The organism is Ekhidna sp. (assembly GCF_965227465.1).
Classification (GTDB): domain Bacteria; phylum Bacteroidota; class Bacteroidia; order Cytophagales; family Cyclobacteriaceae; genus Ekhidna.
Genome location: NZ_OZ245746.1, coordinates 394,645 through 414,924 on the forward strand (window position 1 = coordinate 394,645; position 20,280 = coordinate 414,924).

The 20,280-nt window shown below is 38.3% G+C and carries 17 protein-coding genes; 11 read left to right on the plus strand and 6 right to left on the minus strand.

Going from position 1 to position 20,280, the window contains the following annotated elements:
* Positions 1 to 7 precede the first annotated feature (7 nt).
* From ACO05G_RS01790 to rseP, 3 genes are read left to right on the plus strand one after another with little or no spacing between them, the layout of a single operon-like run.
* Positions 8 to 421 (plus strand): hypothetical protein, encoded by a 414-nt coding sequence (locus ACO05G_RS01790; protein WP_421764422.1) that lies wholly within the window; start codon positions 8 to 10, stop codon positions 419 to 421.
* The gene (locus tag ACO05G_RS01795; protein WP_421764423.1) at positions 421 to 1,575 is read left to right on the plus strand and encodes a 1-deoxy-D-xylulose-5-phosphate reductoisomerase; all 1,155 of its coding nucleotides are present in this window, start codon (positions 421 to 423) and stop codon (positions 1,573 to 1,575) included. The genes ACO05G_RS01790 and ACO05G_RS01795 overlap by 1 nt, the downstream gene beginning before the upstream one ends.
* A complete protein-coding gene (rseP, locus tag ACO05G_RS01800) occupies positions 1,575 to 2,888 on the plus strand; it encodes an RIP metalloprotease RseP (RefSeq protein WP_421764424.1) in 1,314 nt (437 codons plus the stop codon). The genes ACO05G_RS01795 and rseP overlap by 1 nt, the downstream gene beginning before the upstream one ends.
* Here rseP and ACO05G_RS01805 read toward each other — a convergent pair.
* Entirely contained in the window at positions 2,885 to 4,885 is a 2,001-nt protein-coding gene (locus tag ACO05G_RS01805; protein WP_421764425.1) for an OmpA family protein, read from the minus strand. The genes rseP and ACO05G_RS01805 overlap by 4 nt on opposite strands.
* 147 nt (positions 4,886 to 5,032) lie before the next feature.
* On the opposite strand from ACO05G_RS01805, the gene lon reads away from it, so the two are divergent.
* From lon to hslU, 3 genes are read left to right on the plus strand one after another with little or no spacing between them, the layout of a single operon-like run.
* Positions 5,033 to 7,501 carry an endopeptidase La gene (lon, locus tag ACO05G_RS01810; RefSeq protein WP_421764426.1) on the plus strand — a complete coding sequence of 823 codons (2,469 nt, stop codon included), beginning with the start codon at positions 5,033 to 5,035 and terminating at the stop codon, positions 7,499 to 7,501.
* The gene (gene porQ, locus ACO05G_RS01815) at positions 7,498 to 8,490 is read left to right on the plus strand and encodes a type IX secretion system protein PorQ (protein WP_421764427.1); all 993 of its coding nucleotides are present in this window, start codon (positions 7,498 to 7,500) and stop codon (positions 8,488 to 8,490) included. The genes lon and porQ overlap by 4 nt, the downstream gene beginning before the upstream one ends.
* Positions 8,487 to 9,872 (plus strand): ATP-dependent protease ATPase subunit HslU, encoded by a 1,386-nt coding sequence (hslU, locus tag ACO05G_RS01820; protein ID WP_421764428.1) that lies wholly within the window; start codon positions 8,487 to 8,489, stop codon positions 9,870 to 9,872. The genes porQ and hslU overlap by 4 nt, the downstream gene beginning before the upstream one ends.
* A gap of 4 nt (positions 9,873 to 9,876) precedes the next feature.
* Here hslU and ACO05G_RS01825 read toward each other — a convergent pair whose 3' ends face one another.
* From ACO05G_RS01825 to ACO05G_RS01835, 3 genes are read right to left on the minus strand one after another with little or no spacing between them, the layout of a single operon-like run.
* Positions 9,877 to 10,239: a VOC family protein gene (locus ACO05G_RS01825; RefSeq protein WP_421764429.1), complete on the minus strand. Its 363-nt coding sequence runs from the start codon at positions 10,237 to 10,239 to the stop codon at positions 9,877 to 9,879.
* 55 nt (positions 10,240 to 10,294) lie between these two features.
* Complete coding sequence (locus tag ACO05G_RS01830; protein ID WP_421764430.1) at positions 10,295 to 10,780, minus strand: SixA phosphatase family protein; 486 nt, start codon at positions 10,778 to 10,780, stop codon at positions 10,295 to 10,297.
* Positions 10,780 to 11,781, minus strand: coding sequence for a glycosyltransferase family 9 protein (locus ACO05G_RS01835; RefSeq protein ID WP_421764431.1), 1,002 nt, complete (start codon positions 11,779 to 11,781; stop codon positions 10,780 to 10,782). Before ACO05G_RS01835 ends, ACO05G_RS01830 begins: the two co-directional genes overlap by 1 nt.
* A gap of 97 nt (positions 11,782 to 11,878) precedes the next feature.
* Between ACO05G_RS01835 and ACO05G_RS01840 the strand changes: the two genes are divergently transcribed.
* Genes ACO05G_RS01840 through ACO05G_RS01855 form a run of 4 tightly spaced genes read left to right on the plus strand, consistent with a single transcriptional unit; the run spans position 11,879 to position 15,388 of the window.
* Positions 11,879 to 12,286 carry an EVE domain-containing protein gene (locus ACO05G_RS01840; protein ID WP_421764432.1) on the plus strand — a complete coding sequence of 136 codons (408 nt, stop codon included), beginning with the start codon at positions 11,879 to 11,881 and terminating at the stop codon, positions 12,284 to 12,286.
* A gap of 32 nt (positions 12,287 to 12,318) precedes the next feature.
* Entirely contained in the window at positions 12,319 to 13,890 is a 1,572-nt protein-coding gene (locus tag ACO05G_RS01845) for a hypothetical protein (protein ID WP_421764433.1), read from the plus strand.
* Between the two features lie 35 nt (positions 13,891 to 13,925).
* Positions 13,926 to 14,468 (plus strand): bifunctional pyr operon transcriptional regulator/uracil phosphoribosyltransferase PyrR, encoded by a 543-nt coding sequence (gene pyrR, locus ACO05G_RS01850; RefSeq protein ID WP_348282687.1) that lies wholly within the window; start codon positions 13,926 to 13,928, stop codon positions 14,466 to 14,468.
* Complete coding sequence (locus tag ACO05G_RS01855) at positions 14,465 to 15,388, plus strand: aspartate carbamoyltransferase catalytic subunit (RefSeq protein ID WP_421764434.1); 924 nt, start codon at positions 14,465 to 14,467, stop codon at positions 15,386 to 15,388. The genes pyrR and ACO05G_RS01855 overlap by 4 nt, the downstream gene beginning before the upstream one ends.
* 2 nt (positions 15,389 to 15,390) lie before the next feature.
* Here the strand turns inward: ACO05G_RS01855 and purB are convergent, their stop codons facing one another.
* Positions 15,391 to 16,734, minus strand: a complete 1,344-nt coding sequence (gene purB, locus ACO05G_RS01860) for an adenylosuccinate lyase (RefSeq protein ID WP_421764435.1) — start codon at positions 16,732 to 16,734, stop codon at positions 15,391 to 15,393.
* A gap of 133 nt (positions 16,735 to 16,867) precedes the next feature.
* Between purB and ACO05G_RS01865 the strand changes: the two genes are divergently transcribed.
* A complete protein-coding gene (locus ACO05G_RS01865; protein ID WP_421764436.1) occupies positions 16,868 to 17,941 on the plus strand; it encodes a 2Fe-2S iron-sulfur cluster-binding protein in 1,074 nt (357 codons plus the stop codon).
* Here the strand turns inward: ACO05G_RS01865 and ACO05G_RS01870 are convergent.
* On the minus strand, positions 17,938 to 20,163 hold the full coding sequence (locus ACO05G_RS01870) for a tetratricopeptide repeat-containing sensor histidine kinase (protein ID WP_421764437.1): 2,226 nt from the start codon (positions 20,161 to 20,163) through the stop codon (positions 17,938 to 17,940). The two genes, ACO05G_RS01865 and ACO05G_RS01870, sit on opposite strands and share 4 nt — an antisense overlap.
* Between the last annotated feature and the right edge of the window lie 117 nt (positions 20,164 to 20,280).

Consider the following 20,280-nt stretch of genomic DNA (forward strand, 5'->3'; position numbering starts at 1 on the left):
AATCCTAATGGTCAAGCAAAAGGGTAAATACTATTTTGAAGTGCAAGGAAAGGATGCAGTCAGATTAGATGAAAAAAAGTCGCTTACAAGCATTATTGATATTCTTGATGATTACCCAGAAGCATCAGAGTATGCTCAAAAGGCAAAGTCAAATTATGATGTAGGGATTACATTAGGTTTCATTGGAGGCGGATTAGTTGGTTGGGAATTGGGAAAAGTCATAGGAGGTGGGGAGATAAATGGAGTAGTCCTTGGATCTGGTTTAGCGATTGCGTTAGTGACTATCCCATTAACATCTGGTTTTAAGAATAATATTAATGCTGCTATTGGTATTTATAACAAAAAGAGCAATGAACCAGTTGAAACAACTTTAAATTTGGGTCTCCAGCAACACGGTATTGGAATGTCATTTTATTTTTAATGAAGAAACGAAATATTGCCATTCTTGGCTCCACAGGATCTATTGGGACACAGGCATTAGATGTTATCAAAAGACATCCTGAAGACTTTGAAGTCGAGGTTTTAACAGCTCAAAACAACGCACAGTTATTAATTACACAGGCACTTGAGTTCAAACCAAATGCCGTAGTTATTGTAAATGAAGATCTCTATCAACAGGTTTTTCATGCACTAGACTCACATGAAATAAAAGTATACGCTGGTGAGAATGCACTTTCATCTGTTGTGGAGATGGAAGCCATAGACATGGTTTTGACAGCTTTAGTTGGTTATGCAGGGTTACTGCCCACTATAAGAGCAATCAATGCCGGGAAAACAATTGCGCTGGCCAATAAAGAAACGCTTGTGGTAGCAGGTGAACTAATCACTAATTTGGCTCAGGAAAAAGGAGTAAATATTCTACCTGTTGACTCAGAGCATTCTGCCATATTTCAGTGTATCGTAGGTGAATTCCATAATCCAATTGAAAAACTAATTCTTACCGCCTCTGGAGGACCTTTCAGGGGAAAAAATAGAGACTTATTGGCTTCTGTCACAAAAGAACAGGCGCTTAAACACCCAAATTGGGATATGGGTGCCAAAATCACCATTGATTCAGCCACCATGATGAATAAAGGACTGGAGGTTATTGAAGCTAAATGGCTTTTTGGTGTCTCTTTAGATCAGGTAGAAGTTGTTGTACACCCACAATCTATTATTCATTCCATGGTACAGTTCGAAGATGGATCCATGAAAGCTCAGATGGGATTGCCGGATATGCGGGTACCTATCCAATTTGCCATGACCTACCCTTCTCGTCTCAAAGCTGATTTCCCACGATTTGACTTTACAGAATATCCAGAATTAACATTTGAAAAACCGGATATGGTAACTTTTCGTAACCTTGGCCTAGCTTTTGAAGTTGCAAAGGAGGGAGGCAATCAGCCATGTATTTTGAACGCAGCAAATGAAATTGCTGTTCAAGGATTCTTGGAAGACAAGGTGAGCTTTCTTGAGATTTCAGATGTGATTGAAAGTTGCCTGCAAAAGGTAAGCTATATTCGCAACCCTGAATTAGAAGATTTTATACAAACAGATAAGGAAACTAGAGCCAAAGCGCTTGAATTAATTAGATAATGGAGACTTTAATAATGGTAGGACAGCTGCTTCTTGGGCTGTCGATTTTAGTAGGGGTGCACGAATGGGGGCACATGGTTGCTGCCAAATCATTTGGCATGCGAGTGGAAAAATTTTCAATTGGGTTTCCTCCTAAAATATGGGGAAAGCAAATTGGTGAAACAGAATATTCAATAGGGGCAATTCCATTAGGTGGTTTTGTTAAGATCACAGGGATGATTGATGAATCCTTGGATACAAAGACCCTGAATGCTGAGCCGGAACCTTATGAATTTAGAGCTAAGCCTGCCTGGCAAAGACTCATAGTCATGATGGGAGGTATCATCGTAAATGTGATCACAGGGATCATTATATTTATAGGTCTAGCACTTGTGAATGGAGAAGCTTATCTACCTAAAGATAAACTTAATGAACATGGGATCATCGCATTTGACCTGGGGGAACAGCTTGGATTTAAAACCGGCGATAAAATTCTTTCAATCAATGGTCAAGAATATGAGCGATTCTCAGATCTTCTTAGCCCTGACCTTCTTTTAGGTTCAGATAATTATTATACAGTCTTAAGGAACGGGGAAGAGATTCGAGTAGAAATGCCTAATGATTTCATTGACAAATTTGCTGATAAGAAAAACAGAGTAAGTGTGATAGAGCCGAGAATACCTTTTTCGGTACAGTCAGTTGTTCCAGGGTCATTGGCTTCAGACGCAGGACTAAAAGCAGGTGATGAAATTATTTCTGTTAATGGTGTACAAACAAGGTATTTCGATCAATTAAGTGCTATTCTGGATTCACTAAAAGGACAGCCAATCACACTTCAAGCAAAAAGAGATGGTGAGATAGTTGATATGTCAACCACAGTTGGTGGAGATGGGACACTCGGCTTTATTGCTCAATATGAGTTAGACTATGTCAGTCGAGACTTTACTTTCACAGAAGCAGTTGGAGAGGGTACTTACAATGCTTTTGCTGTCGTATGGCTTAATATTAAAGGCTTCCAGAAAATGATTGCAGGTGATGTGGATGTAAGAAAATCACTCTCCGGACCGATTAGGATTGCAACTTTCTTTGGGGGTACTTGGGATTGGAATAACTTTTGGAGAATTGTAGGCCTATTATCAATGGTTTTGGCTTTCATGAATTTCTTACCGATCCCAGCACTGGATGGTGGTCACGTCATGTTTTTGACATGGGAGATTGTGACGGGAAGAAAACCTTCAGACAGGTTTCTTGAAAATGCCCAAAAAGTCGGAATGGTAATCTTACTTTCTCTAATGGCATTTGTCATCATAAATGACACGATAAGCTTATTTTAAAAATCATTCGAAGACTCCTCTGACTCATTTGTTGGGGGAGCTTCTCTATAGATTTCAAACTCAACTCGTCTGTTAAGTTTACGATCAGCTTCGGTTAATTCTTCCTCAACAATTGGCTGTGTATCGCCATATCCTCTGGCCTCTATTCGTTCTTTTATGATCCCCGCAAAAATCACAACATAGTCTCTGATATTTTGGGCACGTTCTTGTGAAAGCTGAAGATTCTTTTCAGGATCTCCAACTGAATCCGTATGGCCCGAGATTCTCAATTTAAAGTCAGGATTATCATACAAGAAGTTAACCACCTTATTTAGGTCAGCATACATCTCAGTTTTGAGTTCCGCTCTTCCCACATCAAATTCAATAGATTCAAATTTCATTTTTGAAGCAATTGGTTCTGTCACAGTATTGAGCTCGGTAGGTCCGTCGAGATAGAATACTTCTTCAATTCTAAAAAAATCATCGCCTTGTAATACAAGCAGGTAATTTCGCTGATTTATCAAATCAAACTCAAAAGACCCATCTTGTTTTAAAAACCTTGGTGCTACTTCATGCCCTTTATCCAGATCAATTATTGAAACTATTCCTTGAAATGGTGCCCCAGTCAATGAGTCTGTTAGTGTACCGGTGACAGTAGTTGTTGCCTCTGGTTGGGCCTCCATTGGGAGTGGGAATGAGTAAATATCCTGCTTATTCAGGTCTCTGGTCGATGATCGCGCATAAAACAACAATTCTGATTCAGAGTCTATTGTGAAATAGAATTCACTACCTCTTCCGTTTACCAATGGACCAATATTTTGAGGTTCTGTCCAGAAGCCATCTACATGATAAGCTTTATAAATATCAAATTCTCCAAAATTGTAAAGTTGACCATTAGAGCTAAAGTAGAGCACCTCATATACCGGGTGATAGAATGGACTTACGTCATTTTGTCTGGTATTAATAACCGGACCCATGTTGAGTGCTGGAGCCCATTTCCCCTTTTCATTTCGTGTCGTGTAGTAGATGTCAGCTAATCCAAATCCGCCCAACCTATCAGAAGAGAAAAATATCGTATCGCCTTGATGCGATAAAGCAGGGTGTGAATCCCACGCCAATGAGTTTATGGTTACACCTAGGTTTTCAGGGCGAGTCCAGGTACTATCCTCTTTTAGCGTGGCTATGAACAAATCACAGTCTCCATATGAATCGGGAGAGTCGCATCGAGAAAACACTAAAGTTTTCCCATCCCCACTTAGGCAGGGGGATCCTTCATTATAATGGGAGTTGAGTTTTGGGATTGGCTTAGCCTTAGACCAGGTGCCATAGGGATCTTTGCGACTAAAAAACAAATCCTCATCCGCTCGAAATCTTATTGTTTCGTCTACCTTCTTTCGTTTGGAAGTGAAAACTAGGATGTCATTATGGATGTTGAGTGAGGGTCCATAATCTGCACTAGAACTATTTACTAACATCCCCATATTTAGAAGAACACCTCGCGGAGGTTGCAGTGTGTCAATTAGTTTTCTGTGTTCAACCAGCTCATAGTAGTAGTCAATAGGCACAAATTGCTCTGCTGCTTGACGATTGAGTGAGTCATAATACAGCTCAATTTCTTTTATACTTATTCCCTGATAATGATGACGCAGAACCATTCTGTAAAGTGTCATTGCCTCATCGGCATTACCAAAAAGTTCAGTCATTTTTGCAAGGCGCCATATTAGCTTAGTGTCCTTGTAAAAATTCTGAATACCAAAACGACTAACATAATCCTTGAGTGCTTCATACAATTCTTCCCATTTCTGGGCTTTATCAAGTTGGATTATGCGTTCAAGTTTTTGTTTATTGAAATATTCGGGGTACTTATTTATTCCCTTGAATTCATAGACATTAAAGACAACATCTTTTGGGATCGAATCAGTAATTATTTGAACCTCTTTCCTACTGCGTTGAGCGGTAGCGCAAAGACATGAGAGAACTAAAAATAGTCCAATATGGCGTTGAAAAAAATGGCGCATTCTGTCGATTCGTCAGTAAAAATTAAAATTAATTGAAAGTTAGCACTATTTGTACAAGTCATCCACTTTGGCATAGCGATTGACAATTATGTACCTTTCCCAAAACGAAGGGATGTGTACAATTTTTGTCTGACACATTGGCACTTTATGAACGACGCAAACTTGAAATCAATTTTTATACCTGAATTTGAAGATGAGGATTCTGATGAGCTGATTCAAATCATTTCACCAGAGGATAATCAAATGGCTGAATCGGATCTACCATCTGATCTTCCAATTCTACCCATTCGAAATACCGTTCTTTTTCCTGGAGTAGTATTACCCATTACAGTGGGTCGAACTAAATCAATCAGGCTCGTTAAAAAGGCCTATAAAGGTGACCGGATAATTGGAGTTGTTGCGCAAAAGAACGTAAAGACCGAAGAACCTACATTCAAAGACCTGTATGAATACGGTACTATTGCCAAAATATTGAAGATGATTGTGCTACCGGACGGTAACACCACAATCATCATTCAAGGTCAAAAAAGATTTAAGATTTCTGGCCAAGTTCAGGAGGAACCTCATCATATTATTAATTATGAAATCATTCCGGATAAGAAGAATGTGCTTTCTAAAAAAGAACAAAAGGCCATTATTCAATCATTGAAGGACACTGCTACCAAAATCATGGGACTCAGCCCTGAAATCCCTAAAGAGGCGAAGATAGCTGTTGACAATATTGATAATTTCAATTTTTTGACTCACTTTCTTTCATCCAATGTCAACGCAGAAGTAGGAGATAAGCAGGCTTTACTTGAAATGGATGATCCAAAAGATCGTGCGGAGAAATTGCTTCAATTTATGCTCAAAGACCTGCAGATGCTAGAGTTGAGGCAGGAAATTCAGGAGAAAGTTCATACGGATATAGATCAGCAGCAACGCGATTATTTCCTAAGGCAACAAATCAGAATTCTTCAAGATGAATTAGGACAGGATGGTCCTGATCAGGAAGTGGAAGCGCTTAGGAAGAAAGGAGACAAAAAAGATTGGCCAGAGGAAGTCAACGAACATTTCAATAAGGAGTTAGACAAGATTTTGCGAATGAATCCGGCTGCAGCTGAATTTCCAGTTGCAATGAGCTATGCAGAATTATTAATTGATCTTCCATGGAATGAGGTGACCGAAGATAACTTCGACTTGAAAAATGCCCGAAAAGTATTGGATAGGGATCATTTCGGCTTGGAAAAAGTAAAAGACCGGATAATCGAATATTTGGCTGTTAGAAAACTCAAGAAAGACCTGAAAGGGCCTATTTTATGTTTATATGGTCCTCCTGGTGTAGGTAAAACATCATTAGGGAAGTCTATCGCTGATGCACTTAACAGGAAATATGTTAGAATGTCTCTGGGAGGTGTGCATGATGAGGCGGAGGTAAGGGGTCATAGAAAGACCTACATTGGAGCAATGCCGGGAAAAATAATTCAAAACCTGAATAGAGCTAAATCATCAAATCCGGTATTTATTCTTGATGAAATTGATAAAGTGAGTTCAGATTTCAGAGGTGACCCATCGTCGGCACTGCTTGAGGTTTTGGACCCTGAGCAAAATTCTACTTTCAAGGATAATTACTTAGAAGTTGATTACGATCTATCTAAAGTGTTATTTATTGCAACCGCTAACTCACTTGACACGGTTCAACCAGCGCTTCGAGATCGAATGGAAATCATTGATGTCAGCGGATATACATTGGAAGAGAAAGTAGAAATTGCCAAAAAGCATTTGATACCTAAACAGCGAAAAGAGCACGGACTAAAAGCAACTGACATCTCATTTGATAAACATGCGATTACCAAACTCATAAACGATTATACAAGAGAGTCTGGTGTTCGAAGCTTAGAGCGAAAAGTAGCTGCTGTGATTAGGTCTGTGGCCAAATCAGTTGCTATGGAGGAAGAGTATGAGTCAAAAATCACCTCGGATCGTGTTAGAGAAATACTGGGTCCTGAAATTTTTGATAAGGATAATTATGAAGATAATTCCGTACCTGGAGTTGTTACCGGACTGGCATGGACTCCATCCGGAGGCGATATTTTGTTCATCGAATCGTCCCTGAGTAGAGGAAAAGGAAAGCTGACACTTTCTGGTCAATTAGGGGATGTTATGAAAGAGTCTGCAGTGGCAGCTCTCTCCTACTTAAGATCGCATTCGGAAATGCTTGGAATTGATCATCGCGTTTTTGATAACTACGATCTTCATGTTCATGTGCCTGCCGGAGCAATTCCTAAAGATGGCCCTTCGGCGGGAATTACGATGCTCACCTCTCTTGCTTCTGTGTTTACACAGAGGAAGGTAAAGAGTCAGCTGGCAATGACCGGGGAGATCACCTTGAGAGGTAAAGTTTTGCCTGTTGGAGGAATTAAAGAAAAAATCCTTGCTGCCAGAAGGGCTGGGATAAAAGAAATTCTTATGTGCAAGCGTAATGAAAAAGATCTCGAAGAGATTAACCCGAAATATCTAAAAGGCCTGAAAATACATTTTGTAGAACACGTACCTGAAGTACTCGATATTGCGTTAACCAAGCAGAAAGCGATAAATCCAATTGAATTTATCCTTCCAGAAGAAAAGAAAGATTGAGATTTTTAGGATTCATAATGTGTCTGACGCCATTTTTATTATGGTGTCAAATAGGGGGCAGGTTGGGGTATCAATCCCTTAACCTCACGAATAATCCAAGAACTGCGGCATTAGGCGGGACCACCATATCTCTGGCAGATGGCGATATTTCACAGTTTTTAGAAAATCCATCAACCCTTGATTCGGTAGGAGAAAAAAATGTTTTTGTAAACTTTAATCCCTATTTCGCTGACACGTTTATTTTCTCTGGTGCGTATTCTTTCAATGCAAAAGGATTAGATAATTTTGCAGTAGGTATTACCTATGTCAATTTTGGATCTTTTGATATGACCGATGAATCCGGGTCAAAACTGGGGACCTTTCAGGCACAGGATTATACCTTTTATCTGGGGAAGGCCCATCAGGTTGGGATTTTTACTTTGGGTACGAACTTAAAGTTGACTCACTCCTCAATTGAAAACTATGGAGCCACAGCCCTTTTGATGGATATTGGTGGCACTTTCAGGGTAAATAATAACTGGACGGTTGCCATGGTTTTTGAGAACATGGGGTTTCGACTGTCTACATTCACTGATTTTGACTCCCCTCAGATACCTTTTGACGTTAAGCTTGGCACAACATTTAAGCCTAAGTATATGCCACTAAGGTTTACATTAACATCAACTAATCTGGTTAATGACTTTTCAAGTGAATCTTCAGAGAATACTGGAAGATCAAATAGAACAGTTGATCAGATTCTAAAAAGAGTGAACTTTGGAGCTGAGGTCTTGTTAAATAAACACTTCCAGTTCCTGATTGGGTATAGTCATAAAAGGAAACAAGAATTGAAGTTGGACGAGATAGGTGGGGGAGCGGGTCTGTCATACGGACTTATGCTTCGTGTAAAAAGAATAGAATTCAGGTTTTCAAGAGCTACTTATCATGCAGCGGGTGGTAGTAGTTTCATCAGCTTACGGACAGATTTAAATGATTTCAAGAAAATTTTATGAGTGAGATAAATAAAGATTTGACACCAAGGCAAATAGTTGCTGAGTTAGATAAATACATCATAGGTCAAAATGACGCCAAAAGAAATGTGGCAATTGCTTTGAGAAATAGATGGAGAAGGATGAATGTGAAAGAGGAAATTCAGGGTGAAATTGTCCCAAACAACATTTTACTCATAGGATCTACAGGTGTTGGCAAAACAGAGATTGCCAGAAGGCTGGCCAAAATTGCTGATGCTCCATTTACCAAAGTAGAGGCTTCTAAGTTTACTGAAGTCGGTTATGTTGGTAGGGACGTGGAAAGTATGGTTCGTGACCTTGTGGAACAAGCGGTAAACATGGTGAAAATCTCTAAAAAGGAAGAGGTTAAAGAAAAGGCTGCTGAAGTTGTAGAAGGATTGATTCTTGATGCTTTGATACCACCTTTAAAGGGTAGTCCAAATTCTTATGCCACGAAAATTGGTAGCGACGAGCCAGAAAACGAGGTGGAGCTGAACGAACAAACCCGTGCTAGGTTTCGGGAAAAAATCAGAAATGGAGAACTGGATGATCGGAAAATAGAAATTGATGTCACATCTAATCCATCAGGTGGTGTAGGTATGGTTGGTGGAGGTATGGATGAAGCCTCCATGATCAATATCCAAGAGATGATTGGCAATATGATGCCAAAGAAGAAAAAGAAACGAAAGGTGACCATCTCAGAAGCCAGGAAGATTCTTTTGGAAGAAGAAGCCGCCAAAATGATCGATATGGATGAGGTGAAAGAGGAGGCTATTTTCAAAGCGGAAAATACCGGAATCATATTTATAGATGAGGTAGATAAAATTGCCAAAGGAGGGGATTCTGGTAAAGGTCCTGATGTGAGTAGAGAAGGGGTGCAACGCGACTTATTACCTATTGTAGAAGGAAGTGCAGTAAATACCAAGTATGGTATTATTAATACGGACCACATCCTTTTTGTTGCTGCCGGGGCGTTTCATTTTAGCAAGCCTTCAGACCTGATTCCGGAGCTTCAAGGTCGATTCCCGATTCGTGTAGAATTGGATAATCTCACAAAGGCTGATTTTTTAAGAATTCTAACCGAGCCAAAAAATGCATTGACTAAACAATATGAGGCATTAGTAGCTTCAGAAGAAGTAAAACTCACATTTCAGGATGATGCCTTGGAAGAAATTGCTGAGATGGCATTTCATATAAATGAAGAGGTTGAAAATATTGGAGCAAGAAGATTGCATACAGTAATGAGTAAGCTACTAAATGAGATTCTATTTGACATTCCGGATACAATTGGTCCAAATGCCCAGATCGTAATTGATAAGAAAACAGTCCAGGAGAAGTTGGAAGGGTTAGTAAAAGACAAAGATTTGAGTAGGTATATTCTATAATTTATTACAGCTTTTGTATAAGAACCATGGAGTTGCCGTCCGGGTCTTTTATTCCAACCTCAATCTGTCCATGTTTTTGATTGGAATCACCCATTTTGGTGCCATGAAATTTTTCAATCTTGGATAGGGCAAGTTCCAAATTATCAACTTCCAGATTAAGTTGATGTCTGTTTTGTTTAGCAGTGTTTTGAGCGATAGATGCCGGGCAGAGCAATAACTCTAACCCACTCAAATTTGACCTATATAGAATTGCGTCAAACATTCTAACTTGTTCAAAGTGAATTTGGAAAACATTCTCATAGAATTTCACCATTTTTTCCATTTCAGTTACTGCTAAGGTTATTCCGGTAATTTTTACTGTATCCATTGCGTTAAAGACATTAAGGGAGTTTGAAACCTTAATCTTATCTTAACTAAAGATACTAGATCTCCTTCGGGAAGTAAAAGAAAGCAAGCTGTCCTTCTCCAAATGCAATATCTTTCCAATACTTCACATCGAAATTAATCCCTACGACACCACATGTAGGGATGTTGTCAAAATTGAGATTGGCAAAAGCATTTGCTGCATTTGTGAATCCGGGATTATGTCCGAAAAGTGCTAATCGTTCACAGTTAAGACTTGATTTGGCTATGGCCAAAATTTCATTAGCACCTGCATGATACAAGCTTTTTTCAAGTTTGATATGACCTTCATCTACACCCAATTGATCACAAAAATGTAATGCGGTGTAAAAAGCTCTGCTGGCTGTGCTTGAAATATAAGTCTCTGGTTTCGCCTGATTTGAGACTAAATGTTGCCCCATTTTTATGACATCTCTTCTTCCTCGTTTACCGAGCGGCCGATCATGATCACTCAGGTCAAATGCCCATGATGATTTAGCATGGCGAATTAAGTAAAGTGTTTTCATCAATCAGGTAAGTAGAAATCGAAAGTTACTTCATTCATACATTTAAAATGTCCTTTCGGACAATTGGCAAATCCTTTAAGCGTACAGGGCCTACAGGATAATTTATTATTCTCAAAGACAGTAAACTTAGATTGGTAAGGGTATTTACCAAAATGTGGAGTTGTGTTGCCCCATATAGTGTAGAGGGACTTATTAAATGCAGAAGCCACATGCATCATGTCATTATCATAGGCAAATACCCACCTTGCATTTTTTATAATTGAAGCTGCCTGATTGAAATTAAACTTGCTACATGCATTGAAAATAATCGTCTTTTTATTTAATCCCTCAATAACTTGTTCTTGTTCCTCCGTGCCATGTTTGAAGAATGACTCTACTTCATTTGCTATAGGAAGGTCCTCTTTATTTCCAACTAGAACAATCGGCTTGTTAATTCTGTCACATAACTCAATTAATCGATTGGTGGGTAACTTTTGAGTGAAGTGTCCCGCGTTTATAGCCAATGCCGCGTATCCAGCCTGATGAGACTCTGGCAACCAATTATTTTCAACCTCATCTTTTTCAGGAATATAGAAATCAATTCCCAGGTGGTCAGGCTTGATGTCAATTGAATTTACTAGCTGAAAATATTGATCAACAATATGTGACTTAGAAAGAAGGTTGATTTTAAGTTTTAGATAGATCCATTCTTTAAGGAACTGTTTTTTAAAAATCAAATCATTTCCACCAGCCATTTTACGAATCCTGAATGACCTCCAGCTATTTTGTAGATCTATCACATGGCTGAATTCATATTTTTTTAATATTTTTCTGAGATTAGTAAGCTTCTCATTGTAGGAGAAAAATTGATCTATGTAAGGATTCTCTGAAAATAGATCATGATAGTTTTCATCGATCGCAAGAAATACATTAGCATCCATTTCAGTTTTGAGCCGTCTAATTATAGGAGTGATTAGAAGCAAATCTCCTAACGATCCGGATTTAATAATTAAGATATTCATGGAGTGCAATTGATTTTGAGGTGAAGATCTAAAAACATTTCTTTTTAACTAAACACTTCTAAATATGCTTTTGGTTAGATTTATTTAAAAGTCAGCTATGAACTACTGGTTAATCAAAAGCGAACCCAGCACCTACTCCTGGGATGATCTCGTCAAATTAGGTAGCGATCATTGGGATGGAGTAAGGAACTTTAAAGCAAGAAACAATATTAAGGCCATGAAAGTTGGTGACTTATGTCTGTTTTATCATAGCGTAAATGAAAAATCGATTGTTGGGATAGCTAAGGTTGTTAAAGAGTACTATAAAGATCCGACAACAGATGATCATCGCTGGTATGTAATGGATGTTGAGCCAGTTAGAAAATTGAAAAGACCAATCACTCTTGCAGAAGTAAAAGCAGAGCCGAGATTAAATGACATGCAGTTAGTAAAATATTCACGACTCTCTGTTCAATCTGTTAAAGAAGATGAATTTGGCATTATTTTAGAAATGAGTGAGCAATAGGGAATTTGCCTAGATAATTGTTTTAGATATCCATGAAGAAATTTTTAATCGTACTCTTGTTAATACCTTTTTTTAGTTTCTCTCAAAGAAAAAAAGACCGTGATACCAGCGCTGTAATCCTGCAGCCAAATAGAATTGAATTTGAGAAGAAAAGAGATGGTTCTGAATTTTATGTGGTTCCTGGGGACAAAAAGGGAATTTTGTTAGTAGAAGAAACCTTGGAAGCTTCAAGGGGTGGAGGTGGATACGAATGGAAATTGCATATGATTGATACTGCTTTACAGATAAAGTGGTCTCAAACATTAATTATTCCTTCAGGTGGTGCGCTTTTGGGATATGAATATTTTGAAGGAAGGTTTTACCTTCTTTACAGCAAGAATCAATTTAGAAGCGAAGATTTAGTCGTATATCAATTTACCTCAGTATCAACAGATTTTGTAGCATATGAAATCACCACTGTTTTCCCTGTTGATATTACTCATTTTGAATCTGTTGGAGAGACCCTTCTTATTGCTGGTTATGCAAATTTTCGTCCGGTTGTCATTACTTATAACATCAATGATCGCATACCACGAGTAGTTCCCGGCTTCTATGATAATAAAAATGAAATTCTGGACTTGGTTGTAGATGAAGATTCTAAGCTTTTCACTGTTATCATGAGTGAGAAAATGCGGAACAAAAAATATACGGTGCGTGTGAGGACTTTTACTGATAGAGGAGATATTATTCAAGATAACCTCGTAAACCCAGGCGAGAAAAGGAGTTTGCTAGATGCCGCAAGCACCACATTTGCCGGAGGTCTTCAGTATTTAGCCGGGACACATTCAAGAAAATCATTACAATACAGCCAAGGGTTCTATTTGAGTAAATTTATCAATGGACAGCAACAGTTTAATAAGTACTTTCCTTTTGCGGATTTGAATAATTTCTTCGGACATCTGAAACCCAAACGCGAGGAACGAATCATGAATAGAATAGAACGCAAGAGAGAAAAGGGAAAGATTAAAAAATTTAACTATCGATTATTAGTACATAAAATTCTACAGCGAGATGGAGAGTACATAATGATTGCTGAAGCATATTATCCGCGATATAACTATTCAACAGCGGGAAGCAGTTTTGGAGCCTATGGTGGCTTTGGCTATAACCCTGGGGCAGGACGAACAAATCCTTATTTTTTGGGATATAAATACACACATGCAGTGGTTCTTGGATTTGATCCCAACTGTAATATAATTTGGGATCAAACTTTTAAAATTGAGGATATTCAGACTTTTTCATTAGAAGAAAATGTGGTTGTTAGTGCCTCAGGAGGGAAAGTAATACTTATGTATTTGGAAGAAAATGAAATTCGTTCAAAGATTGTAGAGGGTAATGACATTGTGGAGGGAAGGACTTTTAATCCGGTTAAACTCTCATTTGAGAGTGATGAATTAAAATCTAAAGATCCAAGTGTAGAAGGGCTTAAGAAATGGTACGATGAAACACTCTTTGCCTTTGGCGAACAGTCTATTAAAAACCCTGAAGGAATTACAGGCAAGACTCAGCGTAAAGTCTTCTACATCAATAAAATTCAATATGATTTAAATAGGCAGCCGAATTAATTCTTATCTCATTACTTTTGCTAGAATAATTACTCATGCAAAAGCGCCTGCTTTTCGATAGTCCACTACTTAAGGTCACGATCAGCCGATTGTGTCAACAGCTTATTGAAGTTCACGAAGATTTTTCACAGTCAGTAATTATTGGTATGCAGCCAAGAGGTATTTACCTGGCTGAAAGAATTAAAGCTGAGCTTGAAAAACTAGTAAAAAAAGACATCCATCTTGGATATCTGGACACCACCTTTCATAGGGATGACTTCCGGAGAAGAGACGAGCCAATAACTCCTAGTCAAACTAAAATTCCATTTTTAATTGAAAATAAGAATGTGATTTTGGTTGATGATGTGCTTTTTACTGGAAGAACAGTTCGAGCAGCACTCGACGCAATGAATACATTCGGTCGTCCCGAAAAAGTAGAATTATTGGTATTAATTGACCGGCTCTATAGTAGAGATATTCCGGTAGAGGCCACCTATGTGGGTAGGAAAGTCAATACAATCCAATCGCAAAAGGTGCTTGTAGAGTTAGATGAAAAGCAAAAAGAAGATCACATTTGGTTAATCACTAAAGAAGAATGAGTCAACTAAAAACCAAACATCTCCTGGGAATTAAGAACCTTGATCGAGAGGATATAGAACTCATTTTTCAAACCGCCAGTAATTTTAAAGAAGTAATAAACAGACCTATAAAAAAGGTCCCTTCATTGAGAGATGTTACAGTTGCAAATGTCTTCTTTGAAAACTCCACTCGCACAAAGCTCTCTTTCGAACTTGCCGAGAAAAGATTGAGTGCAGATGTAATCAATTTTTCTGCATCAGGCAGTTCTGTCAAAAAGGGAGAGACCCTTTTAGATACAGTTAATAATATTTTAGCTATGAAAGTGGATATAGTTGTCATGAGACACTCCAGTCCCGGAGCTCCTCATTTCCTGGCTAATCATATTGATGCAAATATTATTAATGCGGGTGATGGTACTCATGAACATCCTACACAAGCCTTATTAGATACGTTTTCAATCAGGGAAAAGTGTGGAGAGGTCGAAGGAAAGAAAGTTGTAATAGTAGGAGACATCCTACACTCAAGGGTCGCTTTATCAAATATTTTTGCCCTGCAAACATTAGGTGCAGAAGTGATGGTTTGTGGGCCAGCCACTTTATTGCCCAAACACATTGGTGAGCTTGGAGTTAAAGTTGAAACGTCTATTCAAAAAGCTTTAGCGTGGTGTGACATAGCTAATATCCTGCGAATTCAGCTGGAGCGTCAGCAAATGAAATACTTTCCATCACTAAGAGAATACGCTCAGTACTTTGGGGTGAACAAGCAAATCCTAGATTCTCTTAACAAAGAAATCACTATCATGCATCCAGGCCCAATTAATAGGGGTGTTGAAATAACCAGTGATGTGGCGGATTCCGAACACTCGATCATACTACAACAGGTAGAGAATGGAGTTGCGGTTAGAATGGCCGTGTTATATCTTCTTGCCGGAGTGTCTTAAAATTACTTACCAGTATAGTTAAAGGGGGTGATTGCATTTAACTCATCCTTGATCCCGTCTGAAACATTTAAATCAGATATAAAAGCGCGAATTGAGGATTCAATTATCGCCTCATTTGTTCTGGTTAAGGCCTTCAAAGCCTCATAAGGCTTAGGATAGCCCTCTCTCCTTAAAATAGTTTGAATAGCTTCTGCTACGACTGCCCAGTTTTCTTCTAAATCAGCCGCTATAGCTGGCTCATTTGCCTTTATTTTGGATAACCCTTTTTCCAAGGATAGAAGTGAAATAAGTGTGTGCGCAACAGGCATTCCAATATTTCTAAGAACGGTAGAATCTGTCAAATCTCTTTGAAGTCGGGAAATTGGAAGTTTAATACTCAGGTGTTCGAAGAGCGCATTCGCAATACCTAAGTTTCCCTCAGCGTTCTCAAAATCAATCGGATTTACTTTGTGCGGCATTGCAGAGGAACCAACCTCATTCTTTGCTATGGTTTGGGTGAAGTAATTCATAGAGATGTATTGCCATACATCTCTACTAAAATCGATAAGGATGGTGTTAATTCTTTTTAAGCCATCAAAAATAGCTGCGATGTGATCGTAGTGCTCAATTTGAGTGGTAGGATGACTCCTTTTTAGCCCAAGTTTTTCTTTAACAAATTGATTTCCAAAGTCATGCCAGTCGTAGTTAGGATATGCCACATTATGAGCATTAAAATTTCCGGTTGCCCCACCAAATTTTGCTGCATATGGTATTTGTTTCAGGAGTTTGAGTTGCTCCTTTAATCGTACCACAAAAACCATAATTTCTTTTCCTAATCGAGTAGGTGAAGCAGGTTGACCATGTGTTTTTGCAAGCATGGGTATTGCACTCCATTGTTCTGCTTTTGACTCAAGGTCTGCAATTAAAGCATCCAGTTTTGGATAAAAAACCTCCTCCATTGCATCTTTAAAGGAAAGTGGGATTGAAGTATTGTTAATATCCTGAGAAGTGAGGCCGAAATGAATGAATTCCTTAAAGTCAGATAGATTTAATTCATTAAACTTTTCTTTTAGAAAGTACTCCACTGCTTTCACATCATGATTGGTAGTCCGCTCAATCTCTTTTATGCTCTGTGCGTCTTCTAAAGAAAAGGTCTCGTAAATTTTCTTCAATTCATCATTGTTGTCAGAATTATATCCAGCCAGCTGAGGGATACCACTTTCATGTAGTGCGATAAAATAAAGGACCTCTACTTTGATACGATATTTTATTAACGCTTTTTCTGAAAAGTAGTCAGCAAGAAGAGAAACTTTGGACCTATATCTACCGTCAATAGGAGATATTCCTTCTAATGGATTAAAATTCATTCAATATTGTGGTTATGAAAACGAACACAAAAGTACCTCATCATGTTTACTTGCCGAAGCTAAATTGAAGAAGGGTAGTTTACTTGCTTGACCTACCTTCTAGACCTATCTTTGCGCCCTTAAAATTGACGATATGGCATTTTCATTATTCAAGAAAAAGAAAAACAGGAAAGACGACAGGTACCAGACTTTGACCATAAAGGAGGTCGTAAATGTGGCTAAGGACGCGGTTAATTTAGTTTTTGAAAAGCCTGAATCTTTTGATTATGAGCCAGGTCAATTTATTACCATCATTAAAGAGGTAAATGGTAAAAAGATAAGAAGGGCTTATTCACTATGCACAACACCTTTCGAGGATGCAAATCCTGCAGTAACTGTCAAAAGAGTAGCAGGTGGAGCCATGTCCAATGATTTGAACGATAACGCCAGGGCCGGTGACCAGATGGAAATCATGGAACCAATGGGTATGTTCACTACTGAATACAATGAGAGCAATAATCGAAATGCTGTTTTTCTTGGAGGAGGTAGTGGGATCACACCACTTATGTCTATAATCAGGTCTATACTCATAAAAGAGCCAAAAAGTAAAACAACTTTGGTGTATGGAAACAGGAGGGAAGAGTTTGTTATTTTCAAGGAATTGATATCTGATCTGGAAAAGAAATATGAAGGAAGGTTTAGAGTCATTCATATTTTGGAAGAGGGAGAAGCGGATTATGTTGGAAGACCAACTCCGGAAATGATTGGTGAGATTACTAAAGATATAGGTGTAAGTGATCAAACTGAATATTATATCTGTGGGCCTCAACCCATGATGGATGTGGTTTCAAAAGGTCTTGATTTAGTTGGCGTAAAAGCTGGTAATATCAGAATGGAGAGTTTTGAAGCGGGAAAGACTTCACCAGACACAATCATCGATAAGGGGGGCGATTCTGAAAGTGAGGTCACGATTTTACTAGATGGTGAGGAATATTCTGTAACAGTAAAGAAAAATGCTTCAATACTAGATACCGCACTTGCTAATGATTTGGATATGCCATATTCCTGTCAAAGTGGATTGTGCACTGCCTGCCGTGGTAAATGCGTTGAAGGTCAGGTGAGTATAGATGAAGCCGAAGGCTTATCTCAAGATGAGCTTGATGAAGGTTATGTGCTTACTTGTATCGGAAAACCTCTGACCGACAGAGTTAGAGTTGAGATGGGTTAAACCTTATCAAAAATTAACTCAAAAGTCGTGCCTTCACCCACCTTGCTGTGACACTTTATATCACCATCCATCGCGTGGATGAATTTATAGGCTATGGATAAGCCTAAACCGGTCGAACGCTCTTGAGCAGTCGGTTTTGAACTCAAAGTTTTGAATGATTCAAACAAAATCTTTTGATCCTCTTCACTAATCCCTGGCCCCTCGTCCGTGACACTGATAACATGCTTATCTTTTTGGGTTGTAAGTGAAACTTCAATTTGCTTTCCTTTCTGAGAGAACTTAATTGCGTTTGATAATAAATTATCTATTACCTGTACGAGGTAATTTGAGTCAACATTTGAAAATCTCTCTTCCGATTTGTCAATATTATCTGTGATTTTTATTTCTTTCTGAGAAGCTATAATGTCAAAATTGTGAATGGATTCATGAGTTAGTTTTGATAGTTCAGTTTTTTCCTTTTTAAGATTAACCTTCATATTCTCAATTGCACTTATGTCAAGCACCCGATCTATCATATTTCGCATTCTCTCTGAGGAAATCTCTAGTAGCTCCAAGTATTTTTCAAGGTTCTTATCTTTCTTTTGCGCAGATATACCCTGAAACAGGGGCATTAAGCCAATAATCATGTTTAATGGATTTCGTAAATCATGAGCAACTATTCCCATTAACTTATTCTTTTCGTCATTCAACCACTTAAGCTTTTTATTCTGTTTTTGAATGTAGAAATAGGATCGAGCAAGAGTTAAGGCTAAAAGGAAGAATAAAACTAAAGCTAGAAGTACTAGTCTATTTTCCTTAGACTTAGCTTCGATTTCTTCCGTATAACGCTTCTCTGTTTCCAGCCGATCCTGATCCAATAAGGCTACCTGCTTACGGAACTCATATTCAGAAGCCAATTGAGTTGCTTTCTCGACATTCTTAGCCTCATAAATTGAGTCAGCTAAGACTTGATATCTTTCCAAATATTGCATAGCCTCTGTACTATTACCAGTTGATTTGTAATACCTGTACAGTTCAAATAGTGATGCCTTTGTTTCAACTATGAATTTGGAGTTTTGACTGATTTCAAGAGATTTCTTGAGGGCTGATAATCCTTTAGTTCTTTGATTTCGCTTAGTATATAAAATACCTAGACTTTTGTAAACAGACGTCAAAACAACTACATCTTCGCACTTTTCTGCGGTAGCCAGAGCACGGTTCAAAAAATATTCAGCTGAATCTAATCTGTTAAGATTAACATATACAGTACCAATACCTTCAAGTGGATAGCTTTCGAAGCAAGGGTAATAGTCTGACATATCTATACTCAAGGATTTTCTTAGGTATTCAATTCCTTTGGTCGTGTCGCCCTTTTTTAAATGAATGTATGAAAGATTATTTAAAAGGGTGGCCTCACTATCTTCTAAATCATGAATTCGAGCTTTTTCAAGGGCATCACTATAATATTGAAGTGATTTTTCGCTATCACCCATATTATCATAAATCACACCCATGTTGTTATTGATCAGAATTTCTTCTTCCACGTCATCTACTTCGATCGCAATTTCTCTGGCCTGTAGGTAGTGATCTAAAGCTTCTGAGTATAGTCCTTTTTGATCGTAAATAATACCTATGAGATTATGAGTCTGGCCAACCTCTTCTTTCATGTTGGCTTCTTTATAAGCATCTAGTGATTCTAAACCATATCGCAATGCACTTACATTCTCACCTCTCACATTCAAAATAGAGGCTAATGTAGAAGCCGCATCAGCCTTTATTTCAAAATGGTCATTTTGATCTGCTACTTGAAAAGATTTAGTTTGAGCGGCAATTGCAGAATCCAAATTATTATTGGATTCGTAAATCAACCCTTTTACCCATAGCGCTGATGCTCCTTTCTTGGTTAGATTATTATTCAGGTATGTCTTGATTCCATCAGACATTAATACCATTCCTGAGTCCAGGTCTATGTAGGTGTAGAATAGGCCAAATATCACCTCAGACCTTCCTTTATAATAGGCATCTTCTACCTGTCTCCCCAATTGATAAGCGATTCTCGCAGCTTCAATTTGAGCTGAGTCTACTGATTCATACGCTAATTCAATATATAGTGTGATTTTAGCTGTGTCGGATTCAGACACAGCTATTTCATGCTTAAGACTGTCAATGACAGAAACCTGAGCGGATAAATTAAAACTTAGTGTCAGTGCGAGTAGAGCAACTGCTGGTTGGTTGAAGTTCATATTTAAATTAGCCGGCTATTCAAATATAACCTCTATAGAGGTGTAATGAAATCACCGTCCAACACTTTTTTGGTTATTTGAACTTGGTTATCGTTTATTTTGGTGACAAAAATTAGA